Annotated in this window: 17 protein-coding genes and 1 tRNA gene; 6 read left to right on the top strand and 12 right to left on the bottom strand. The window is 67.4% G+C overall.

Features of this window, described 5'->3' with window-relative positions; translation table 11 throughout:
* Positions 1 to 24: 24 nt before the first annotated feature.
* The 6 genes from coaE to BLR05_RS01945 form a co-directional block, all read right to left on the bottom strand.
* Positions 25 to 651 carry a dephospho-CoA kinase gene (gene coaE / locus BLR05_RS01920; RefSeq protein ID WP_092832015.1) on the bottom strand — a complete coding sequence of 209 codons (627 nt, stop codon included), beginning with the start codon at positions 649 to 651 and terminating at the stop codon, positions 25 to 27.
* Positions 648 to 1,532: a prepilin peptidase gene (locus BLR05_RS01925; protein ID WP_092832016.1), complete on the bottom strand. Its 885-nt coding sequence runs from the start codon at positions 1,530 to 1,532 to the stop codon at positions 648 to 650. The genes coaE and BLR05_RS01925 overlap by 4 nt, the downstream gene beginning before the upstream one ends.
* A complete protein-coding gene (locus BLR05_RS01930; protein WP_092832017.1) occupies positions 1,532 to 2,749 on the bottom strand; it encodes a type II secretion system F family protein in 1,218 nt (405 codons plus the stop codon). Before BLR05_RS01930 ends, BLR05_RS01925 begins: the two co-directional genes overlap by 1 nt.
* A 31-nt stretch (positions 2,750 to 2,780) precedes the next feature.
* Positions 2,781 to 4,517: a type IV-A pilus assembly ATPase PilB gene (gene pilB / locus BLR05_RS01935; RefSeq protein ID WP_092832018.1), complete on the bottom strand. Its 1,737-nt coding sequence runs from the start codon at positions 4,515 to 4,517 to the stop codon at positions 2,781 to 2,783.
* Between the two features lie 302 nt (positions 4,518 to 4,819).
* Positions 4,820 to 4,896: transfer RNA gene (locus BLR05_RS01940), tRNA-Pro, on the bottom strand.
* 28 nt (positions 4,897 to 4,924) lie between these two features.
* Entirely contained in the window at positions 4,925 to 5,905 is a 981-nt protein-coding gene (locus BLR05_RS01945; protein WP_092832019.1) for a polyprenyl synthetase family protein, read from the bottom strand.
* Positions 5,906 to 6,090: 185 nt separating this feature from the next.
* Here BLR05_RS01945 and rplU point away from each other — a divergent pair, with 185 nt between their 5' ends.
* From rplU to proB, 4 genes are all read left to right on the top strand, one after another.
* The gene (gene rplU, locus BLR05_RS01950; RefSeq protein ID WP_092832020.1) at positions 6,091 to 6,402 is read left to right on the top strand and encodes a 50S ribosomal protein L21; all 312 of its coding nucleotides are present in this window, start codon (positions 6,091 to 6,093) and stop codon (positions 6,400 to 6,402) included.
* Between the two features lie 12 nt (positions 6,403 to 6,414).
* Complete coding sequence (gene rpmA / locus BLR05_RS01955; RefSeq protein WP_092832021.1) at positions 6,415 to 6,672, top strand: 50S ribosomal protein L27; 258 nt, start codon at positions 6,415 to 6,417, stop codon at positions 6,670 to 6,672.
* Positions 6,673 to 6,799: 127 nt separating this feature from the next.
* Positions 6,800 to 7,873 (top strand): Obg family GTPase CgtA, encoded by a 1,074-nt coding sequence (cgtA, locus tag BLR05_RS01960; protein ID WP_092832022.1) that lies wholly within the window; start codon positions 6,800 to 6,802, stop codon positions 7,871 to 7,873.
* A gap of 82 nt (positions 7,874 to 7,955) precedes the next feature.
* A complete protein-coding gene (proB, locus tag BLR05_RS01965; RefSeq protein WP_092832023.1) occupies positions 7,956 to 9,095 on the top strand; it encodes a glutamate 5-kinase in 1,140 nt (379 codons plus the stop codon).
* A 61-nt stretch (positions 9,096 to 9,156) separates the two neighbouring features.
* Here the strand turns inward: proB and BLR05_RS01970 are convergent, their stop codons facing one another.
* Positions 9,157 to 9,837, bottom strand: a complete 681-nt coding sequence (locus BLR05_RS01970; protein WP_092832024.1) for an RNA pyrophosphohydrolase — start codon at positions 9,835 to 9,837, stop codon at positions 9,157 to 9,159.
* Between the two features lie 92 nt (positions 9,838 to 9,929).
* Here BLR05_RS01970 and BLR05_RS01975 point away from each other — a divergent pair, with 92 nt between their 5' ends.
* Positions 9,930 to 11,675 (top strand): proline--tRNA ligase, encoded by a 1,746-nt coding sequence (locus BLR05_RS01975; RefSeq protein ID WP_092832025.1) that lies wholly within the window; start codon positions 9,930 to 9,932, stop codon positions 11,673 to 11,675.
* Complete coding sequence (locus tag BLR05_RS01980; RefSeq protein ID WP_092832026.1) at positions 11,672 to 12,352, top strand: lytic transglycosylase domain-containing protein; 681 nt, start codon at positions 11,672 to 11,674, stop codon at positions 12,350 to 12,352. The genes BLR05_RS01975 and BLR05_RS01980 overlap by 4 nt, the downstream gene beginning before the upstream one ends.
* 19 nt (positions 12,353 to 12,371) lie before the next feature.
* On the opposite strand, the gene paeA is transcribed toward BLR05_RS01980, so the two are convergent.
* The 5 genes from paeA to prfA form a co-directional block, all read right to left on the bottom strand.
* Positions 12,372 to 13,703: a polyamine export protein PaeA gene (paeA, locus tag BLR05_RS01985; RefSeq protein WP_167361174.1), complete on the bottom strand. Its 1,332-nt coding sequence runs from the start codon at positions 13,701 to 13,703 to the stop codon at positions 12,372 to 12,374.
* 183 nt (positions 13,704 to 13,886) lie between these two features.
* Positions 13,887 to 14,897 (bottom strand): AAA family ATPase, encoded by a 1,011-nt coding sequence (locus BLR05_RS01990; RefSeq protein WP_092832028.1) that lies wholly within the window; start codon positions 14,895 to 14,897, stop codon positions 13,887 to 13,889.
* 192 nt (positions 14,898 to 15,089) lie between these two features.
* Positions 15,090 to 15,422 (bottom strand): Grx4 family monothiol glutaredoxin, encoded by a 333-nt coding sequence (grxD, locus tag BLR05_RS01995; protein ID WP_092832029.1) that lies wholly within the window; start codon positions 15,420 to 15,422, stop codon positions 15,090 to 15,092.
* Entirely contained in the window at positions 15,419 to 16,405 is a 987-nt protein-coding gene (gene prmC / locus BLR05_RS02000) for a peptide chain release factor N(5)-glutamine methyltransferase (protein WP_225978955.1), read from the bottom strand. The genes grxD and prmC overlap by 4 nt, the downstream gene beginning before the upstream one ends.
* A 13-nt stretch (positions 16,406 to 16,418) precedes the next feature.
* Entirely contained in the window at positions 16,419 to 17,501 is a 1,083-nt protein-coding gene (gene prfA, locus BLR05_RS02005) for a peptide chain release factor 1 (protein WP_092832030.1), read from the bottom strand.
* Between the last annotated feature and the right edge of the window lie 15 nt (positions 17,502 to 17,516).

A 17,516-nucleotide genomic window follows, 5' to 3' on the forward strand; every position in this document is an offset into this window, starting at 1 on the left:
ATCGCGCGTCCCATATCGCCCGCATCATAGCCCGAAGCCATTGGCGATTCGCCGGACCTCCGCCCGCAGGGTATCCAAAGGTATTCGGTCGTTGTGGAGCACCATGTCCGCGACGGCGCGGCGTGCGGCCCGCGGCGCCTGCGACGCGATGATGGCCCGCACGGTGTCCGCGGCCAGCCCGCTGCGGGCCTGCACGCGCGCCACCTGGGTCGCCTCGGAACAGTCCACCACCAGGATGCGGTCCAGTTGCGGCGGCCAGCGCGGTGACTCGGCCAGCAGGGGGATGTCGAACACCACCACCCGGGCGCCACCGGCTGCGGCCTGCTCTGCCTCCGCATGGATGGCCTGGGCCACCAGCGGATGGACGATCGCCTCCAGCCGCTGCCGCGCTCCGGCATCCCGGAAGGCCAGTTGCCGCATGCGGGCCCGGTCCATGGCGCCGTCCGCATCGATCATGCCGTCGCCAAATGCGCTGCGGATGGCGGGAATGGCGAGGCCGCCGGCGGCCGTCGCCGAACGGGCGATCCGGTCCGCATCCACCAGTGCGGCCCCGAATGCCTGCAGCCACTGGCCGACGGTCGTCTTGCCGCTGCCGATGCCGCCCGTCAGGCCCAGCCGCAGCGGGGCAGGGGAGAGGGACGTGCCCGTCACAGGCCCAGGGATCCCAGGATGCCGTGCAGTATGCGCTCGGGGCCGAACAGCATGGCGGCGAGCCCGGCTCCGGCGAGGAATGGTCCGAAGGGAATGTAGTTGCCCTCGCGCAGCCCGCGGGTGAACTTCATGCCGATGCCGATCAGCGCCCCGATGACCGACGCCATCAGGATGATCGGCACCAGGGCCTGCCAGCCGAACCAGGCGCCCAGGGCCGCGAACAGCTTGAAGTCGCCGAAGCCCATGCCCTCCTTGCCCGTGACCAGCTTGAATGCCCAGTACACCGCCCAGAGCGACAGGTAGCCCGCCGCGGCGCCGGCCACCGATGCGAAGAGCGGCACGGAGGTCCACTGGAAGGCCGAGGCCAGCAGCCCGCCCCACAGCAGCGGCAGCGTGATGTCGTCCGGCAGCAGGGTGGTGTCCCAGTCGATGCAGGCCAGCGTGACCAGCGCGGCGGAGAATGCGCACCAGGCCGCCGCCGTCGGCGTCGCGCCCCAGTGCCGTGCGCAGAACCAGAACAGCAGCCCGGTCGCGAGCTCGACGGCCGGATAGCGCGGGCTGATGCGGGTCTTGCAGGCCGAGCATTTGCCGCCCAGCCAGAGGTAGCTCAGCAGCGGAATGTTCTCGTGCCACCGCACCGCATGCCCGCAGGCCGGGCACCGCGAGCGCGGCGTGATCAGGTTGAAGGGCTCCGCCGCCGGCTTCGCCGCGGCCGTGGTCGCCGCGGCGCCCGGCTGCGAGCGCAGGTAGTCCTCGCACTCGGCGGCCCAGTCGGCCTCCATCATGCGCGGAAGGCGGTGGATGACGACGTTGAGGAAGCTGCCGATCAGCAGGCCGACGAGGCCGAACAACGCGGCCTGCAGCCAGGGTTCGAACCCCATCAGACCACCTGTCCCAGCTTGAAGATGGGCAGGTACATCGACACCACGATGCCGCCGATGATGGTGCCCAGGAACACGATGATGATGGGCTCCATGAGGCTCGACAGCCCCGCGACCATTTCATCGACCTCCTCCTCGTAGAAGTCGGCCGCCTTGCCCAGCATGTGATCGATCGAGCCCGACTCCTCGCCGATCGCGCACATCTGGATCACCATGGACGGGAACACGTTCGCATTGCCCATCGCGGCCGTCAGGCTGGTGCCGGTGGAGACTTCCTGCTGGATCCTTTCGGTCGCCATGGCATAGACCGAGTTGCCCGAGGCCCCGCCCACCGAGTCCAGCGCCTCGACCAGCGGAACGCCCGCGGCGAACATCGTGGAGAGGGTACGGGTCCAGCGCGCCACGCAGGACTTGTCGATCAGGGCGCCGAAGACCGGAATGCGCAGCAGCACCCGGTCCATGAACATCTGCATCTTCTCGTTGCGCCGCCACGCCTGCATGAAGAAATAGGCACCGCCGCCCAGCACGCCGAAGATCAGCCACCACCACTTGACGAAGATCTCGCTGACCCCCATCACGAACAGGGTGGGCGCCGGCAGGTCCGCGCCGAAGGAGGTGAACACCTCCTTGAACGCGGGGATCACGAAGATCATGATGACGGTGACCACGACGAAGGCCACGATGATCACGGCCGAGGGGTACATCAGCGCCGAGCGGATCTTCGACTTGATGGCTTCGGTCTTCTCCATGTAGAGCGCGAGCCGGTCGAGCAGCGCTTCCAGGATACCCGCCGCCTCACCGGCTTCCACCAGGTTGCAGTACAGGCTGTCGAAGTACATCGGGTACTTGCGGAATGCGGCATTCAGCGAGGTGCCGGTTTCCACGTCGGAGCGGATGTCGTTGAGCAGCTTGGTGACCGAGGCGTTGGTGTTGCCGCGGCCCACGATGTCGAAGGACTGCAGCAGGGGCACCCCCGCCTTCATCATCGTGGCCATCTGCCGCGTGAAGAGTGCGATGTCCTTGGGCTTGATCTTCTTGCCGCCGCGCATGCGGCGCTTCCTGATCTTGGTGGGCAGCACCCCCTGCCGCCGCAGCGTCGCCTGCACCTGGTTCTCGCCCAGGGCCCGGACCTCGCCGCGCACGACCTTGCCGTGGCGGTCCTTGCCTTCCCATTCAAAGACGAAGTCCTTGATGTCCCTCGATGCAGCGGTTGCCATGCGGGCCTCTTGAAGATGGATTGCAGCGTTGTTATTCGTTCGTCACGGCCAGCACCTCTTCGAGCGAGGTCAGGCCCAGCCGGGCCTTGTGGAGCCCGGATTCGCGCAGCGACCGCACCCCCTCGGCCTTCGCCTGCTCCGCGATCTCCAGCGCGCTGCCGTCGCGCAGGATGATGCGCTGGATCTCTTCGGAGACCGGCATGACCTGGTAGATGCCGACGCGGCCCTTGTAGCCGTTGTTGCAGGCGGAGCAGCCTACCGGGCGGTAGGTCACCCAGGTGCCGTCGATGTCCTCTTCCTTGTAGCCCGCCTCGAGCAGCGTCTCGTGGGGGATGTCGGCGGGCGCCTTGCACGCAGGGCACAGGCGCCTGGCGAGACGCTGCGCCGTGATCAGGATCACGCTCGATGCGATGTTGAAGGGCGCGATGCCCATGTTCCGCATCCGCGTCAGCGTGGTGGGGGCATCGTTGGTGTGCAGCGTGGACAGCACCAGGTGGCCCGTCTGGGCGGCCTTGATCGAGATGTCCGCGGTTTCCAGGTCGCGGATTTCGCCCACCATGATGATGTCGGGATCCTGGCGCAGGAACGACTTGAGCGCCGTGGCGAAGGTCAGCCCCGCCTTTTCGTTCACGTTGACCTGGTTGACGCCGGGCAGGTTGATTTCCGACGGGTCTTCCGCGGTCGCGATGTTGACCCCCGGCTTGTTCAGCAGGTTCAGGCAGGTGTAGAGCGACACCGTCTTGCCCGAGCCCGTCGGCCCCGTCACCAGAATCATGCCGTAGGGGCGGCCGATGGCATGGAGCAGGCGCTCCTTCTCCTCGGGTTCGTAGCCGAGCGCGTCGATGCCCAGCTTGGCGCTGCTGGGGTCGAGGATACGGATCACTATCTTCTCGCCGAACAGCGTGGGCAGCGTGCTCACGCGGAAGTCGATCACCCGGTCCGGTCCCACCTTGAGTTTCATTCGCCCGTCCTGGGGCACCCGCTTTTCCGAGATGTCCAGACGGGAGATCACCTTGATGCGCGAGGCCAGTTTCTCCTTGATCGCGATGGGCGGCGACGCGATCTCGCGCAGCTCGCCGTCGATCCGGAAGCGCACCCGGTACTGGTGCTCGTACGGCTCGAAGTGCAGGTCGGACGCACGCATGTTGAAAGCGTCCAGCAGCATCTTGTGCAGGAACTTGACGATGGGCGCGTCCTCGACTTCCGTCGCGGCCGTGTCCTGGGCTTCTGTGCTCTCCTGAGCGGGCAGGTCGTCGAATTCGAAATCGCCCCCCGACACCATGCTTTCCATGGTCTCGGTCGTGGACTTGGTGGTCGCATCGACCAGCCGCACCAGCTTGTCGTACTCGGCGATGATCCAGTCCACGCCCATCTGGGTGGTGAACTTGATCTTCTCCGCAGCCTCCTGGTCGGTGGGGTCCGCCGTCGCGACGATGAGCCGGTTGTTGCGCTTGCTCAGCACGATGACCCGGTAGGCGAGGCAGATCTTCGGATCCAGCACGTCGCGCGGCAGGCGCAGCGGATCGATGGCCTCGATGTCGAGCAGGGGCGCCCCGAACACCGACGACACGGTATGCGCGAGATTGATCGGGGAGACCGAGCCCGAGCCGGTCAGCTCCGCGATGAAGCTGCTGCGGTTGGCCTGGGACTTCCTGTAGATGTCCTCCGCCACCTTCTGGCTCAGCTGCCCGGCCGAAATCAGCGCCCGCCCCAGACCGGGCAGAGCGATACTGGAAGCGTCCTTGAGGGCAAAATCGGCGTCAGCCATGTAACCAGAGGAGTCGATAGGTTGGAAAGTGAACCATCCTATCATCGCAGCCGTGAAGGACCGCGCATGGCGTGCCCGACAATCGGGGCGGCTTGCGGCGTATTTCGCAACCGCTGCGCATGGCTTGCAGGGAAATGCCCTGGCGATGGGCGCTTCACGTTTTTTGCGCTCTGTGGTGCAGTATCCCGGGAGTGTCGTGCTTTCGCGTCACCGGCGCGGTGGCGCACCAGTTGGCAGAAACGACAAAGCCGCGTTGCCGCGGCTTTCGTGGATTCCTGCTGCTGCAGATGCTGCAGTGAATCTGGTCGGGGTGAGAGGATTCGAACCTCCGGCCTCTACGTCCCGAACGTAGCGCTCTACCAGGCTAAGCTACACCCCGTATGTGTTGGAAGACCTGCTGCGCCTGTTCAAACGCGCCTGTCTAATAGCTGAGACGCCAATTGTAGCAAACCTTCGGTGTACTTATTGGAAGGAAGTGCGGATAGTGCGCGAATGGCTTCCTGGGCCTGGGCGGCGGCGGCGGTGCGCGTGGCCTCCAGGGCGCCGGTGGCCTTCACGATGGACAGGATGGCGGGCAGTTCGTCGAGCGAGCCCTGCTGGATGGCCGTCTCGACCAGCTGCCGCTGGGCCGCGTCGCCGCGCTGCATCGCGATGATCAGGGGCAGGGTGACCTTGCCCTCGCGCAGGTCGTCGCCGAGGTTCTTGCCCATCTCGGCGCTGTTGCCGTCGTAGTCCAGCACGTCGTCGATCACCTGGAAGGCCGTGCCCAGGGCCTTGCCGTATTCGGCGCAGGCCTCTTCGACCTCCGCGCGCGCGCGGGCCAGCACGGCCGCGAGGCGGGCGCTCGCCTCGAACAGCTTGGCGGTCTTGGAGCGGATGACTTCCAGGTAGCCTTGTTCGTCGAGCGTCGCGTCATGGGTGTTCATGAGCTGCTGGACTTCGCCCTCCGCGATGATGTTGGTCGCCTCCGAAAGGATCTGCATGACGCGCATGTCGTCCGCGTCCACCATCATCTGGAAGGCCCGCGAGTGCAGGAAGTCGCCGACCAGCACGCTCGCGGGGTTGCCGAAATTCTCGTTGGCGGTGGGCCGCCCGCGCCGCATCGTGGATTCGTCCACCACGTCGTCGTGCAGCAGCGTGGCGGTGTGGATGAATTCGATCACGGCCGCCAGGTTGAACCGCTGGGCCCCCTGGTAGCCCAGCGCGCCGGACATCAGCAGCAGCAGCGCCGGGCGCAGCCGCTTGCCGCCGGCGGAGATGATGTAGCGGGCAATCTCGCCGATGAGGGGGACGGAGGACTGCAGTCGGAGGCCGATGACCCTGTCCACCTCATGCATGTCGTCTGCAATCAGTGCGAGGATGGCCGAGGTAGGGGGCTGGGCGGACAAGGCGAGGGCGGTCTGCGAGGTGAAAGGAGCATTATAGGAACGGCCATGCCGGGCGCGGAGGACGCCGGCGGGCGCCTGCGGCCGTGGTTCCGGGCCGCGCCTATGTACAAAAAAGGCGTTGCATGCTACAGTGCGTGGTTCCGTAAAAGCGTTTTTGCGGAATCATCACTTCTCAAGAGGTTTACATGTACGCGGTCATAAAAACCGGTGGCAAGCAGTATCGCGTTGCTTCCGGCGAAAAAATCAAAGTAGAACAGATTGCTGCGGACGTAGGCCAGGAAATCGTGATCGACCAGGTTCTGGCAGTCGGCAACGGCGCTGAACTCAAGGTCGGCACGCCCCTGGTGTCCGGCGCAACGGTCACGGTCACGGTCGTGGCCCACGGCAAGCACGACAAGGTCCGCATCTTCAAGATGCGCCGTCGCAAGCACTACCAGAAACGCCAAGGCCATCGCCAGCAGTTCACCGAACTGCAAATCGGCGCGATCGCCGCTTAAGGAGCAGACACCATGGCACAGAAAAAAGGCGGCGGCTCTACGCGAAACGGGCGCGATTCCAAGCCCAAGATGCTCGGCGTGAAGGCATTCGGCGGTGAGCTGATCAGCGCCGGTTCCATCATCGTGCGCCAGCGTGGCACCAGGTTCCACCCCGGCACGAACGTCGGCGTGGGCAAGGACCACACGCTGTTCGCCCTGGTGGACGGCCACGTGTCGTTCGGCACCAAGGGTGCGATGTCCAAGCACACCGTCAGCGTGACGCCCGCCTGAGCGGTTTAAAGTCCGGTGATGCAGTGAAGCCCCGACCTGTCGGGGCTTCGTCGTTTTTGAGCCTTTGCGCCACGGGCCGCGGGGCTCCCGTCCGGGGCGGAAACCCCGTTTTTTGTAAACTCCCTTCATGAAGTTCGTCGACGAAGCCTTTATTGACGTAGCCGCCGGAGATGGCGGCAACGGCTGTGTATCGTTCCGGCACGAGAAGTACAAGGAATTCGGCGGACCCAACGGGGGGGATGGCGGTCGCGGCGGGCATGTCTTCGCCGTGGCCGATCCGAGCCTGAACACGCTCGTGGATTACCGCTATTCCCGCCGGCACGAGGCCAGGCGCGGCGAACACGGGATGGGCTCCGACATGTTCGGTGCGGCAGGGGAAGACATCACCCTCAAGATGCCGGTGGGCACCATCATCTCCGACGCGGAAACCGGCGAGGTGCTGTTCGAGCTGCTCCAGCCCGGCGAAACCATCACCATCGCCAAGGGCGGCGACGGCGGTTTCGGCAACATGCGTTTCAAGAGCGCGATCAACCGTGCCCCGCGCCAGAAGACGCCCGGCTGGCCGGGCGAGCGACGCAACCTCAAGCTGGAACTCAAGGTGCTGGCCGACGTGGGCCTGCTGGGCATGCCCAACGCGGGCAAGTCCACTTTCATCGCCGCCGTTTCCAACGCGCGGCCCAAGATCGCCGACTATCCCTTCACCACGCTGCATCCCAATCTGGGCGTGGTGCGCGTCGGGCCCGAGCAGAGCTTCGTCGTGGCCGACATCCCGGGGCTGATCGAGGGCGCGTCGGAAGGCGCAGGCCTGGGACACCAGTTCCTGCGCCACCTGCAGCGCACGCGGCTGCTGCTGCACGTCGTCGATCTGGCGCCGTTCGACGAGGCGGTGGATCCTGTCGCACAGGCCACCGCGATCGTGGGCGAGCTTCGCAAATACGATGCCGAACTCTATGAGAAGCCGCGGTGGCTGGTGCTCAACAAGCTCGACATGGTGCCTGGCGACGAGCGGGCTGCACGCGTCAAGGATTTCGTGAAGCGCTTCCGCTGGAAGGGGCCGGTGTTCGAGATTTCGGCGCTCACCCGCGAGGGCTGCGAGCCGCTGATCCAGGCGATCTACCAGCACGTGCGCGCCCAGCAGCAGGCCGAGCAGGTGCCGGAAGAGGTCGATCCGCGCTTCGCGAACGACGCGGCTTCGGAGTGACGCACAGGGCCGCCATCCCGATGGGTGGCGGCGCGGAGGCCGTCGTCGCGGCCGGCGCTAGATACAAAAAAGACGGGGATACATGGTTTCGAGCATATTGCGAGATGCGCGCCGCATCGTGATCAAGGTGGGTTCCAGCCTGGTAACGAACGAGGGCCGGGGGCTGGACGAGACGGCCATCACCGAATGGAGCCGGCAGATGGCCGCGCTGGTGAACGGGTCCGGCGGCCCGCGGTGCGAGGTCATCATGGTGTCCAGCGGCGCGATCGCCGAAGGCATGAAGCGGCTGGGCTGGACCACGCGACCGCACGAGATCCATGAGCTCCAGGCCGCTGCCGCCGTGGGCCAGATGGGGCTCGCGCAGATGTATGAAACCAAGCTGCGCGAACAGGGTCTGGGCAGCGCCCAGGTGCTGCTGACCCATGCCGATCTGGCGGACCGCGAGCGCTACCTGAACGCGCGCTCCACGCTGCTCACGCTGCTGCGGCTCGGCGTGCTGCCGGTCATCAACGAGAACGACACGGTGGTCACCGACGAGATCAAGTTCGGCGACAACGACACCCTGGGCGCCCTGGTCGCGAACCTCGTGGAGGCCGATGCGCTGGTCATCCTGACGGACCAGAAGGGCCTCTACACGGCGGATCCGCGGCGCGATCCGCACGCGCAGTTCGTGCACGAGGCGGCGGCCGGCGATCCTTCCCTGGAAGCGATGGCAGGCGGCGTGGGCACCAGCATCGGCCGCGGAGGCATGATCACCAAGATCATCGCGGCCAAACGCGCGGCCGGCTCGGGGGCTTCCACGGTGATCGCCTGGGGGCGCGAGCCGGACGTGCTGCTGCGGCTCACGCAGGGCGAGGCCATCGGCACCCTGCTGGTGGCGCAGACCGCCAAGAAGCAGGCCCGCAAGCAGTGGATGGCCGACCACCTCCAGTTGCGCGGTGCCGTGACGGTGGACGTGGGCGCAGCGGCCAAGCTGCGGCAGGAGGGCAAGAGCCTGCTGCCGATCGGCATGGTCGCGGTGGAGGGCGAGTTTTCCCGTGGCGACGTGATCGCCGTGCGCGATGCGGCGGGCACGGAGATCGCCCGGGGGCTCGCGAACTACGCCAGCGCCGAGGCGCGGCTGCTCTGCCGCAGGCCATCGTCCGAGTTCGAGCGGCTGCTGGGCTACAGCGCCGAGCCGGAAATGGTGCACCGGGACAACCTCGTGCTGTCCGGCGGCTGAGCCGGCCCCATCGGCAAAAGAAAAGGGCGCTCCCGGGAGCGTCCTTTTTTGTGCGGCCGTGTCAGCCGGCCGGCTTGTGGCCGCCGGGCATGCCCGGATCGCCGTCCCCCGTCCGGGGATCGGGGTCGAAGCTGGCCCCTGGCGGCAGTTCCATGCCCGGGTGGACCAGCAGGGAGGTGGTCCGCAACTGCGTCGTGGTGCTGAGCGTGACCTCCGGAGCGCCTTCGCGCTGGCGCATGCCGCTGCGCAGGTACCGGTTGCGCTGGTCATTGCGCGGCAGGAAGCGTGCCAGTTCGGTCAGGGCCATTTCATAAACGCCGCGCTTGAACTCCACGACGACGTCCAGCGGAACCCAGTAGTCGTTCCAGCGCCAGGCATCAAACTCGGGATGGTTGGTCGCCCGGAGGTTCAGATCCCAGTCGTGGCCGACCAGCTGGAGCAGGAACCAGATCTGCTTCTGGCCCTTGTAGTGGCCGCGTGCGTCACGGCGGATGTACCGGTCTGGCACCTCGTAGCGCAACCAGTCCCGTGTGCGGGCCACCACGCGGACGTGGCACGGCTGCAGCCCCACCTCCTCGTGCAGTTCGCGAAACATGGCCTGCTCGGGGGTCTCCCCTCGATCAATGCCACCTTGCGGGAACTGCCAGCTGTGGGTGCGGATCCGCTTGCCCCAGAACACCTGGTTCCTCTGGTTGAGCAGGATGATGCCGACGTTGGGCCGAAAACCGTCCCGGTCGAGCATAATCTAACCCCAATTTTTAAAACTGTATCCATTATGCACGGGCATGGGTGCGCGGCAAGCGTACCGGCCCGGATGGTGAATTCCCTCGTGCAATGAAAGCTTCCCAATTTTTCGTTTCCACCCTCAAGGAAGCCCCGGCGGACGCCGAGGTGGTGAGCCACAAGCTCATGACGCGCGCCGGGCTCATCAAGAAGCTGGGCGCCGGCATCTACAACTACATGCCGATGGGACTGCGCGTGATCCGGAAGGTGGAAGCCATCGTGCGCGAGGAAATGAACCGCGCCGGGGCCGTCGAGGTCACGATGCCCGTGGTGCAGCCGGCGGAGTTCTGGCAGGAAACGGGCCGTTTCGACAAGATGGGGCCCGAGCTGCTGCGCATCCGGGACCGCCACGGCCGTGACTTCGTCGTGCAGCCGACGAGCGAGGAAGTGGTCACCGACATCGCACGCCAGGAGTTGCGCAGCTACAAGCAGCTGCCCAAGAACCTCTACCAGATCCAGACCAAGTTCCGCGACGAGCGCCGCCCGCGCTTCGGGCTGATGCGCGGCCGCGAGTTCATCATGAAGGACGCCTATTCCTTCGACCGCGACCAGGCCGCGGCCAAGGCCAGCTACCAGGTGATGGCGCAGGCCTACCGCCGCATCTTCGACCGCTTCGGGCTGACCTACCGTGCGGTGGCCGCCGACAGCGGCGCGATCGGCGGCGATCTGAGCGAGGAATTCCAGGTGATCGCCGCCACGGGCGAGGATGCCATCGTCTATTGCCCGCAGAGCGACTACGCGGCGAACATGGAGAAGGCCGAGGCGCTGGCCCCGCAGGGCGCGCGCCCCGCCGCGTCGCAGGCGCTCGCCAAGACCGCCACGCCCGGCAAAAGCACCTGCGCGGACGTCGCGCAATTGCTCGGTGTGCCGCTGCAGGCGACCGTGAAATCGCTGGTACTGGCCACCGATGCAACGAACGAGTCCGGCGAGATCGTCCGCAGCCAGGTCTGGCTGCTGCTGCTGCGCGGCGACCACGACATGAACGAGATCAAGGTCGGCAAGGTGCCCGGCCTGGACGCCGGCTTCCGCTTCGCCACCGTGGGCGAGATCGAGGACCATTTCGGCTGCAAGCCCGGCTACCTGGGCCCGCTGAACCTGCGCCAGCCCGTGAAGCTCGTGGTGGACCGCGAGGTGGCGGTCATGGCCGACTGGATCTGCGGCGCCAACGAGGTGGATTTCCACATGACCGGCGTGAACTGGGGCCGCGACCTGCCCGAGCCAAGCCTGGTGGCCGACCTGCGCAACGTGGTGGCGGGCGATCCCTCCCCGGACGGCAAGGGCACGCTGGCGATCGAGCGCGGCATCGAGGTGGGCCACGTGTTCTACCTGGGCACCAAGTACAGCCGCGCCATGAACGCGACCTTCCTCGGCGAGGATGGCAAGCCGGCCTTCTTCGAGATGGGCTGCTACGGCATCGGCATTACCCGCCTGCCCGCGGCGGCCATCGAGCAGAACCACGACGAGCGTGGCATCATCTGGCCGGACGCGATCGCGCCGTTCACCGTGGTGGTGTGCCCGATCGGCATGGACCGCAGCGACGAGGTGCGCGCGGCGGCCGAGAAGCTGCATGCCGACCTGCTCGCGGCCGGCGTGGACGTGATCCTGGACGACCGCGGCGAGCGCCCGGGCGCGATGTTCGCCGACTGGGAACTCATCGGCGTGCCGCACCGCGTGGTGCTGTCCGACCGGGGCCTCAAGGAAGGCCAGGTCGAGTACCAGCACCGCCGGGACGCGGCGGCGACCAAGGTGGCGTCGGCCGATATATTTGCCTTCATCAAGGATCGAATCAAGGTATGAACTGGGGTGGTGGGGTGAGGGGCGGGACGCCCGGCAGGGGCCTGTCCCGGCGGGCGTGCGTGCTGGCCGGTGCGTCTTCAGGACTGGCCGGGTGGCTCGGCATGCCTGCGGCCGCCCATGCGGGCGGGCAGCTGGAAGAGCCGCTCATGGATTCGGTGCGCACCGCGCTCACGTCCGCGATCGCCAACCAGGCGCCTCCCGAGCCGAACTTCTCGACCACGGAAGCCCGCCTGCACTACCTGCGCTGGCTCGGCACCATGAGTGACCGCCTGCGGCGCCGCAAGCCGGACTGGGAAGTGCGCCGCGACTTCCTGCAGACCGTGTGGTACGAATCCAAGCGTGCGGGCCTCGATGTATCGCTGGTGCTGGGGCTGGTGCAGGTGGAGAGCGCATTCCGCAAGTACGCCGTCTCCACCGTGGGGGCGCGCGGCTATATGCAGGTGATGCCGTTCTGGACGCGGGTCATCGGCGACGGCGACGCGAGCAAGCTGTTCCACATGCAGACCAACCTGCGGTTCGGCTGCGTGATTCTGCGCCACTACCTGGACCGCGAGCGCGGCGACCTGTTCATGACGCTCGGGCGCTACAACGGCAGCCGCGGACGCTCGCCGTACCCGGACGCGGTGCTCGCGGCGCAGCGCAACTGGCTGTTCGAAGACCGCATCCGCTCCGCCTGAGCGCGCCGATGCGCCGCATTTAGCCGGCCGGTGCCGGTCCGGGCCCCGCGGGATGGGCGCCGCCTTCCTGCAGGCGCGAGACCATGATCTGATCGATGCGGTAGCTGTCCACGTCGAGCACCTCGAACTTGTAGCCGCCCCAGTTCACGCTGTCCGTGCGGCGGGGCACGCGGCGCAGCATCACCATGAGGAAGCCCGCCAGGGTTTCATATTCGCCCGCATGGGGCAGCTCGTCGAGGTGCAGGGCCCGCAGCACGTCGCCCACGGGCGTGACGCCGTCGATCAGCCAGGAGTTCTCGTCGCGCCGGACGATCTGCTCTTCGTCGTCGGGCCCGATCAGGTCGCCCATCACCGTGCTCATCACGTCGTTCAAGGTGACCACGCCCACGACGAGGCTGTACTCGTTGACGATCACGGCGAAGTCCTCGTGCACCTGGCGGAACTGGTCCAGCACCTCGGCCAGCGAAAGGCGGTCGGGCACGATGAGCACCTTGTGCACGAGGCCTTCGTCCTTCAGGGAGATGGGCTGGTTGTTCAGCACGCGCTGGAACAGGTCCTTGGCATCGACGTAGCCGACGACGTGGTCGATGTCTCCCTCGCACACGGGGTAGGTGGAGAAGGGCTCCGCCGCGATGCGCGCGCGGATGAGCTGGTCCGGATCGTCGCGCAGGAAGAAGGCGATCCGGTCGCGCGGCGACATGGCGCTGCTCACGGGGCGGGAATCGAGTTCGAACACGTTCTCGATCACCTGTTGCTCGCGGGCCGCCAGCACGCCGGCCCGGGTACCGGCCTCCATCATGGCGAGGATGTCGTCGGAGGTGATGCGGTCGTCGCGCAGTGACGACAGGCCGAGCACGCGGAACAGCAGGTCGGCGGAGCGGCTGTAAAGCCAGACGACGGGCCGCAGCACCGCCATGAGAATCGCCATGGGACGCGCGACGACCACGGCGAGGCGCTCGGAGTTGACCATGCCCAGGCGCTTGGGGAACAGGTCGGCGAACAGGATGAAGAGCGAGGTGATGGTCAGGAACGATGCCAGGAAGCCGAAGGTTTCGGCACGCGCGTCGCCGAGCCAGAGCTGGAGCAGGGCGGTGAAGTGGGGGCTGAGCGCGCCTTCGCCGACGATGCCGCCGAGGATGGCCACGGCGTTCTGGCCCACCTGCACCACCGTGAAGTAGTCGCCCGGCTGCTCCTGCATGCGCATGACGCTCTCGGCGCGCGCTTCCCCCTCGTCAGCGAGCTGGCGCAGGCGCAGCCTGCGCGAGGCGGCCAGGGAGATCTCGGCGACGGAGAAGAAGGCGCTGGCCACGATGAGGAGGCCGATGAGGAAGAAGCTTTGCGACAGGGTCATGGGACGGGCGGGCGCCGCCATGGATTTGTCGTGTGAAGGGCCGTGCGCCAGCGTCCCGAGTGTACGCGGGCAGTGCGGGCGCGGCCGTGCGGAGCAGTCCACCCGGCTTGCGTGGTGGATCAGCGGGCAAGCGGAGTACGGCGGCTCCGCCGCCATGCCCGCACGCCGTACAGGAACGGCCGGCTACTGCACGAAGCCCATGCGCGGCTTGCCGGACGCGCCGCGCGGCAGGTCGGACACCTCGACGGTGGAGCGGTGCTGCAGCCGGGCGTTGCCGAAGCCCGTCATGAGCGCCCGGCGCATCTCGCGCGGCGGCATCTGCGCCAGGATGTCCAGCACATCGGCCTGGGGTTCGGGATCGATCAGCCGGCCCCAGTCGTGGCCCTCGCGGATGCCCTGGTAGAGGTTGCGCGCGATGGTGCGGGCCTGCTCCGGCGAGGGGGCCTGGACCTCGAACACGTTCATGCGGTTGAGGATGGGGTCGGGGATGCCGCGCTCGTCGTTGGCGGTGGTGATCCAGATTACCTGGCTGGCGTCGATGGCGATTTCCGCGAATTCGTCGGTGAAGCTCTGGGCCGTGTCGTGTTCCAGCAGGCCGTAGAGGGCACCCAGCGGGTCGTACTGCGCGTCGGGGGCGGCTTTGTCGATCTCGTCCACCACGATGACGGGATTGGCGTATTCGCCGTCCACCAGGGCCTCGAAGACCTTGCCGGGGCGCGCGCCCTTCCATTGCGAGGACGATCCCGAGAGCAGCCATCCGGCGGTCATGGAGCTCATGGGCACGAGGTTCATGCCGGTGCCCAGCAGTTCGGCCAGCTGGCGCGCGAAGTGGGTCTTGCCGATGCCGGGAGGGCCGAGCAGCAGCATGGGCGTGACCTCCAGACCGTCGCGGCTGTCCTGTGCGAGGGCGACGTGGCGCTTCACATCGTCGAGCACGTCGGTGAAATTCGGAAGCTGCCCGTAGAGCCCGGCCATGTCGGGCACGCCCGAGGGCTTGACCTGGAAGCGTTCGGGCCCGCGTTCGAGCATGCGTTCGTACACGGCGCGCAGCGTTTCGTACTCACGCTGGCTGCCGGCGTCCTGGAGCCGGGCGAGCTTGCGCTCCACATCGCCGGGCCGGAACACGTTGCGCAACTGGGCCACCGGCAGGCCCATCGAAGGCGATTGCGGGACAAGGCTGTGTGTCGTCGTCATGGCGCGCTCCTGGTTCGTTGGAGTGAAAGGGCACGCAACCATTCAAGCACACAACATGCCGGGTCCCAAAGATGGAAAAACCCCGTCAACCGGTAGCAGTTGTCCGGCAGCCACGCCCACGGGCCGTGCCCCTTCGCGGGCAAGAAAAAGCCGCCCCGGGGGGCGGCTGCATGCGAGCCTGCCGGGCGTGGCTCAGGCCTCTGCCTGGCCGCCGAGCACCTGCTTGAGTTCGCCCGACTCGTACAGCTCCATCATGATGTCCGAGCCGCCTATGAACTCGCCCTTCACGTACAGCTGCGGGATGGTGGGCCAGTTGCTGTATTCCTTGATGCCCTGGCGGATCTCCTGGTCTTCCAGCACGTTCACCGTGGCCACGGCCTTGGGGTCCACGCCGCAGGCCTTGAGGATCTGGATGGCGCGGCCCGAGAAGCCGCACATCGGGAAGCTGGCGCTGCCCTTCATGAACAGCAGGATGTCGTTGGACTTGACGAGGGCGTCGATGCGTTGCTGGGTGGTGTCGCTCATGGGTTGCTCCTGTAAGGGGCCGCGGTCGGGCGGCCATGGGGGATTATTTCACTGCAGCCCCGAAGAAGGAGGCCTGCACCATCTGGGGGCATGTGCCGGGGTTTCCAGGGAGCGGCCGTGGCAGGCGCGCCGGGCATGCGTCCGCCGGTGCAGCGCGCATGGCCGGCGAGGTCGGCGCGGCTCTGCACGTCGGCATAGCCCGCGCTGCGCAGCAGCGCCTGCACGGCCTGCGCCTGGTTCCAGCCGTGCTCCAGCAGCAGCCATCCGCCCGGGGCGAGGCGGCTGGCAGACTGCACCACGATGGTGCGTATGTCGTCCAGCCCGTCCGGCCCGCTCGCCAGCGCCTGCCGCGGTTCGTGCACCAGCGCCGCCAGGTGCGGGTCGTCTTCTTCGATGTAGGGGGGGTTGGACACGATGGCGTCGAAGGGGCCGGAGATGCCGTCCAGCCAGTTCGTCCGGACGAAGTCCACGGGCAGGTGCAGCCGCCGCGCGTTGGCCTGGGCGACCGCGAGCGCGTCCGCGCTGGCATCCACGGCCAGCACCACCTGCGCGCCGGGCAGCCCGTGCCGCAGGGCCAGGGCGATGGCGCCGCTGCCCGTGCCCAGGTCCGCCACGCGTGGCGCGGGCAGGGGGCGCAGGACCTCCAGCACCCAGTCCACCAGCGTTTCGGTGTCGGGGCGTGGATCGAGCACGCGCGCGTCCACCTGCAGCGACAGGCCGTAGAACTCCTTGCTACCCGTCAGGTAGGCCACGGGCTCGCCGGCCTGCCGGCGCGCGCAGAGAGCTTCGAAACCCTCCTGCTCCCCGGCGGACAGCCGGTCCCCGTCGTGGGCGAGCAGCCAGGCGCGGCCGGCGTCCGGGCGGCCGAGCATGTGCAGCAGCAGCATCTGCGCATCGATGCGCGCGAGGCCGAGCGCCTGGGCGTGCGCGAGCGCCTGGGCGACCGTGAAGGGAGCCGGCGGGGGCGCGTAGGCGTCGTTCATGGCGCAGTGGACATCAGGCCGCCGATTCCAGTTCGGCCAGCAGTTCGGCCTCGCGCGCGTGGCGCAGGGCCTCCAGCACCTCGCCCAGGTCGCCTTCCATGATGGCCAGCAGCTTGTAGAGCGTGAGGTTGATGCGGTGGTCGGTGAGTCGGCCCTGGGGGAAGTTGTAGGTGCGGATGCGGTCGGAGCGGTCGCCCGAGCCCACGAGGCCTTTGCGCAGCGCGGCCTCCCTGGCGGCGCGCTCGCTGCGCTCCTTTTCCTGGATGCGCGCCTGCAGCACCTGCAGCGCCTTGGCCTTGTTGCTGTGCTGGCTGCGGCCGTCCTGGCATTCGGCCACGATGCCGGTGGGCAGGTGGACCACGCGCACGGCGGAGTCGGTCTTGTTGATGTGCTGGCCGCCCGCGCCGCTGGCGCGGAAGGTGTCGATGCGCAGGTCGGCCGGGTTCAGCGTGATCGCCTGCTGCTCGTCGGGCTCGGGCATCACGGCCACGGTGCAGGCGCTGGTGTGGATGCGGCCCTGGGTCTCGGTGGCGGGCACGCGCTGCACGCGGTGGCCGCCGGATTCGAAGCGCAGCGCGCCATAGACGCCGTCGCCTTCCACGCGCAGCACCACTTCCTTGTAGCCGCCGATCTCGTTGTCGCTGGCGCTCAGGATCTCCACCTTCCAGCCGGCCGTGGCCGCGTATCGGGTGTACATGCGGGCCAGGTCGCCCGCGAACAGCGCGGATTCGTCGCCGCCCGTGCCGGCGCGGATTTCCAGGAAGGCATTGCGCGCCTCGTCGGGGTCGCGGGGCAGCAGCAAGCGCTGCAGTTCATCCTCCAGCTGCACCAGTTCGGCTTCGGCAGTGGCGATCTCTTCCCGGGCCATGTCGGCCATGTCCGGGTCGTCCAGCATCTCGCGCGCGCCGGCCAGGTCGGCCTCGCGCTGGCGATAGCGCGCATAGCGGCCGGCGATCTGCGTCACCTCGGCGTGCTCGCGCGAGATGGTGCGGTACTGGGCCATGTCGGACATGATGTCCTCGCGCGAGAGCAGGAAGTCGAGCTCTTCGAGGCGCTGGGCGTAGCGTTCCAGCTGGCTTCTGAGGAAGGGTTTCATTCTGGGAGAGAGGAT

The organism is Paracidovorax cattleyae (genome assembly GCF_900104515.1).
In the GTDB taxonomy this organism is placed as follows: Bacteria; Pseudomonadota; Gammaproteobacteria; order Burkholderiales; family Burkholderiaceae_C; genus Paracidovorax; species Paracidovorax cattleyae.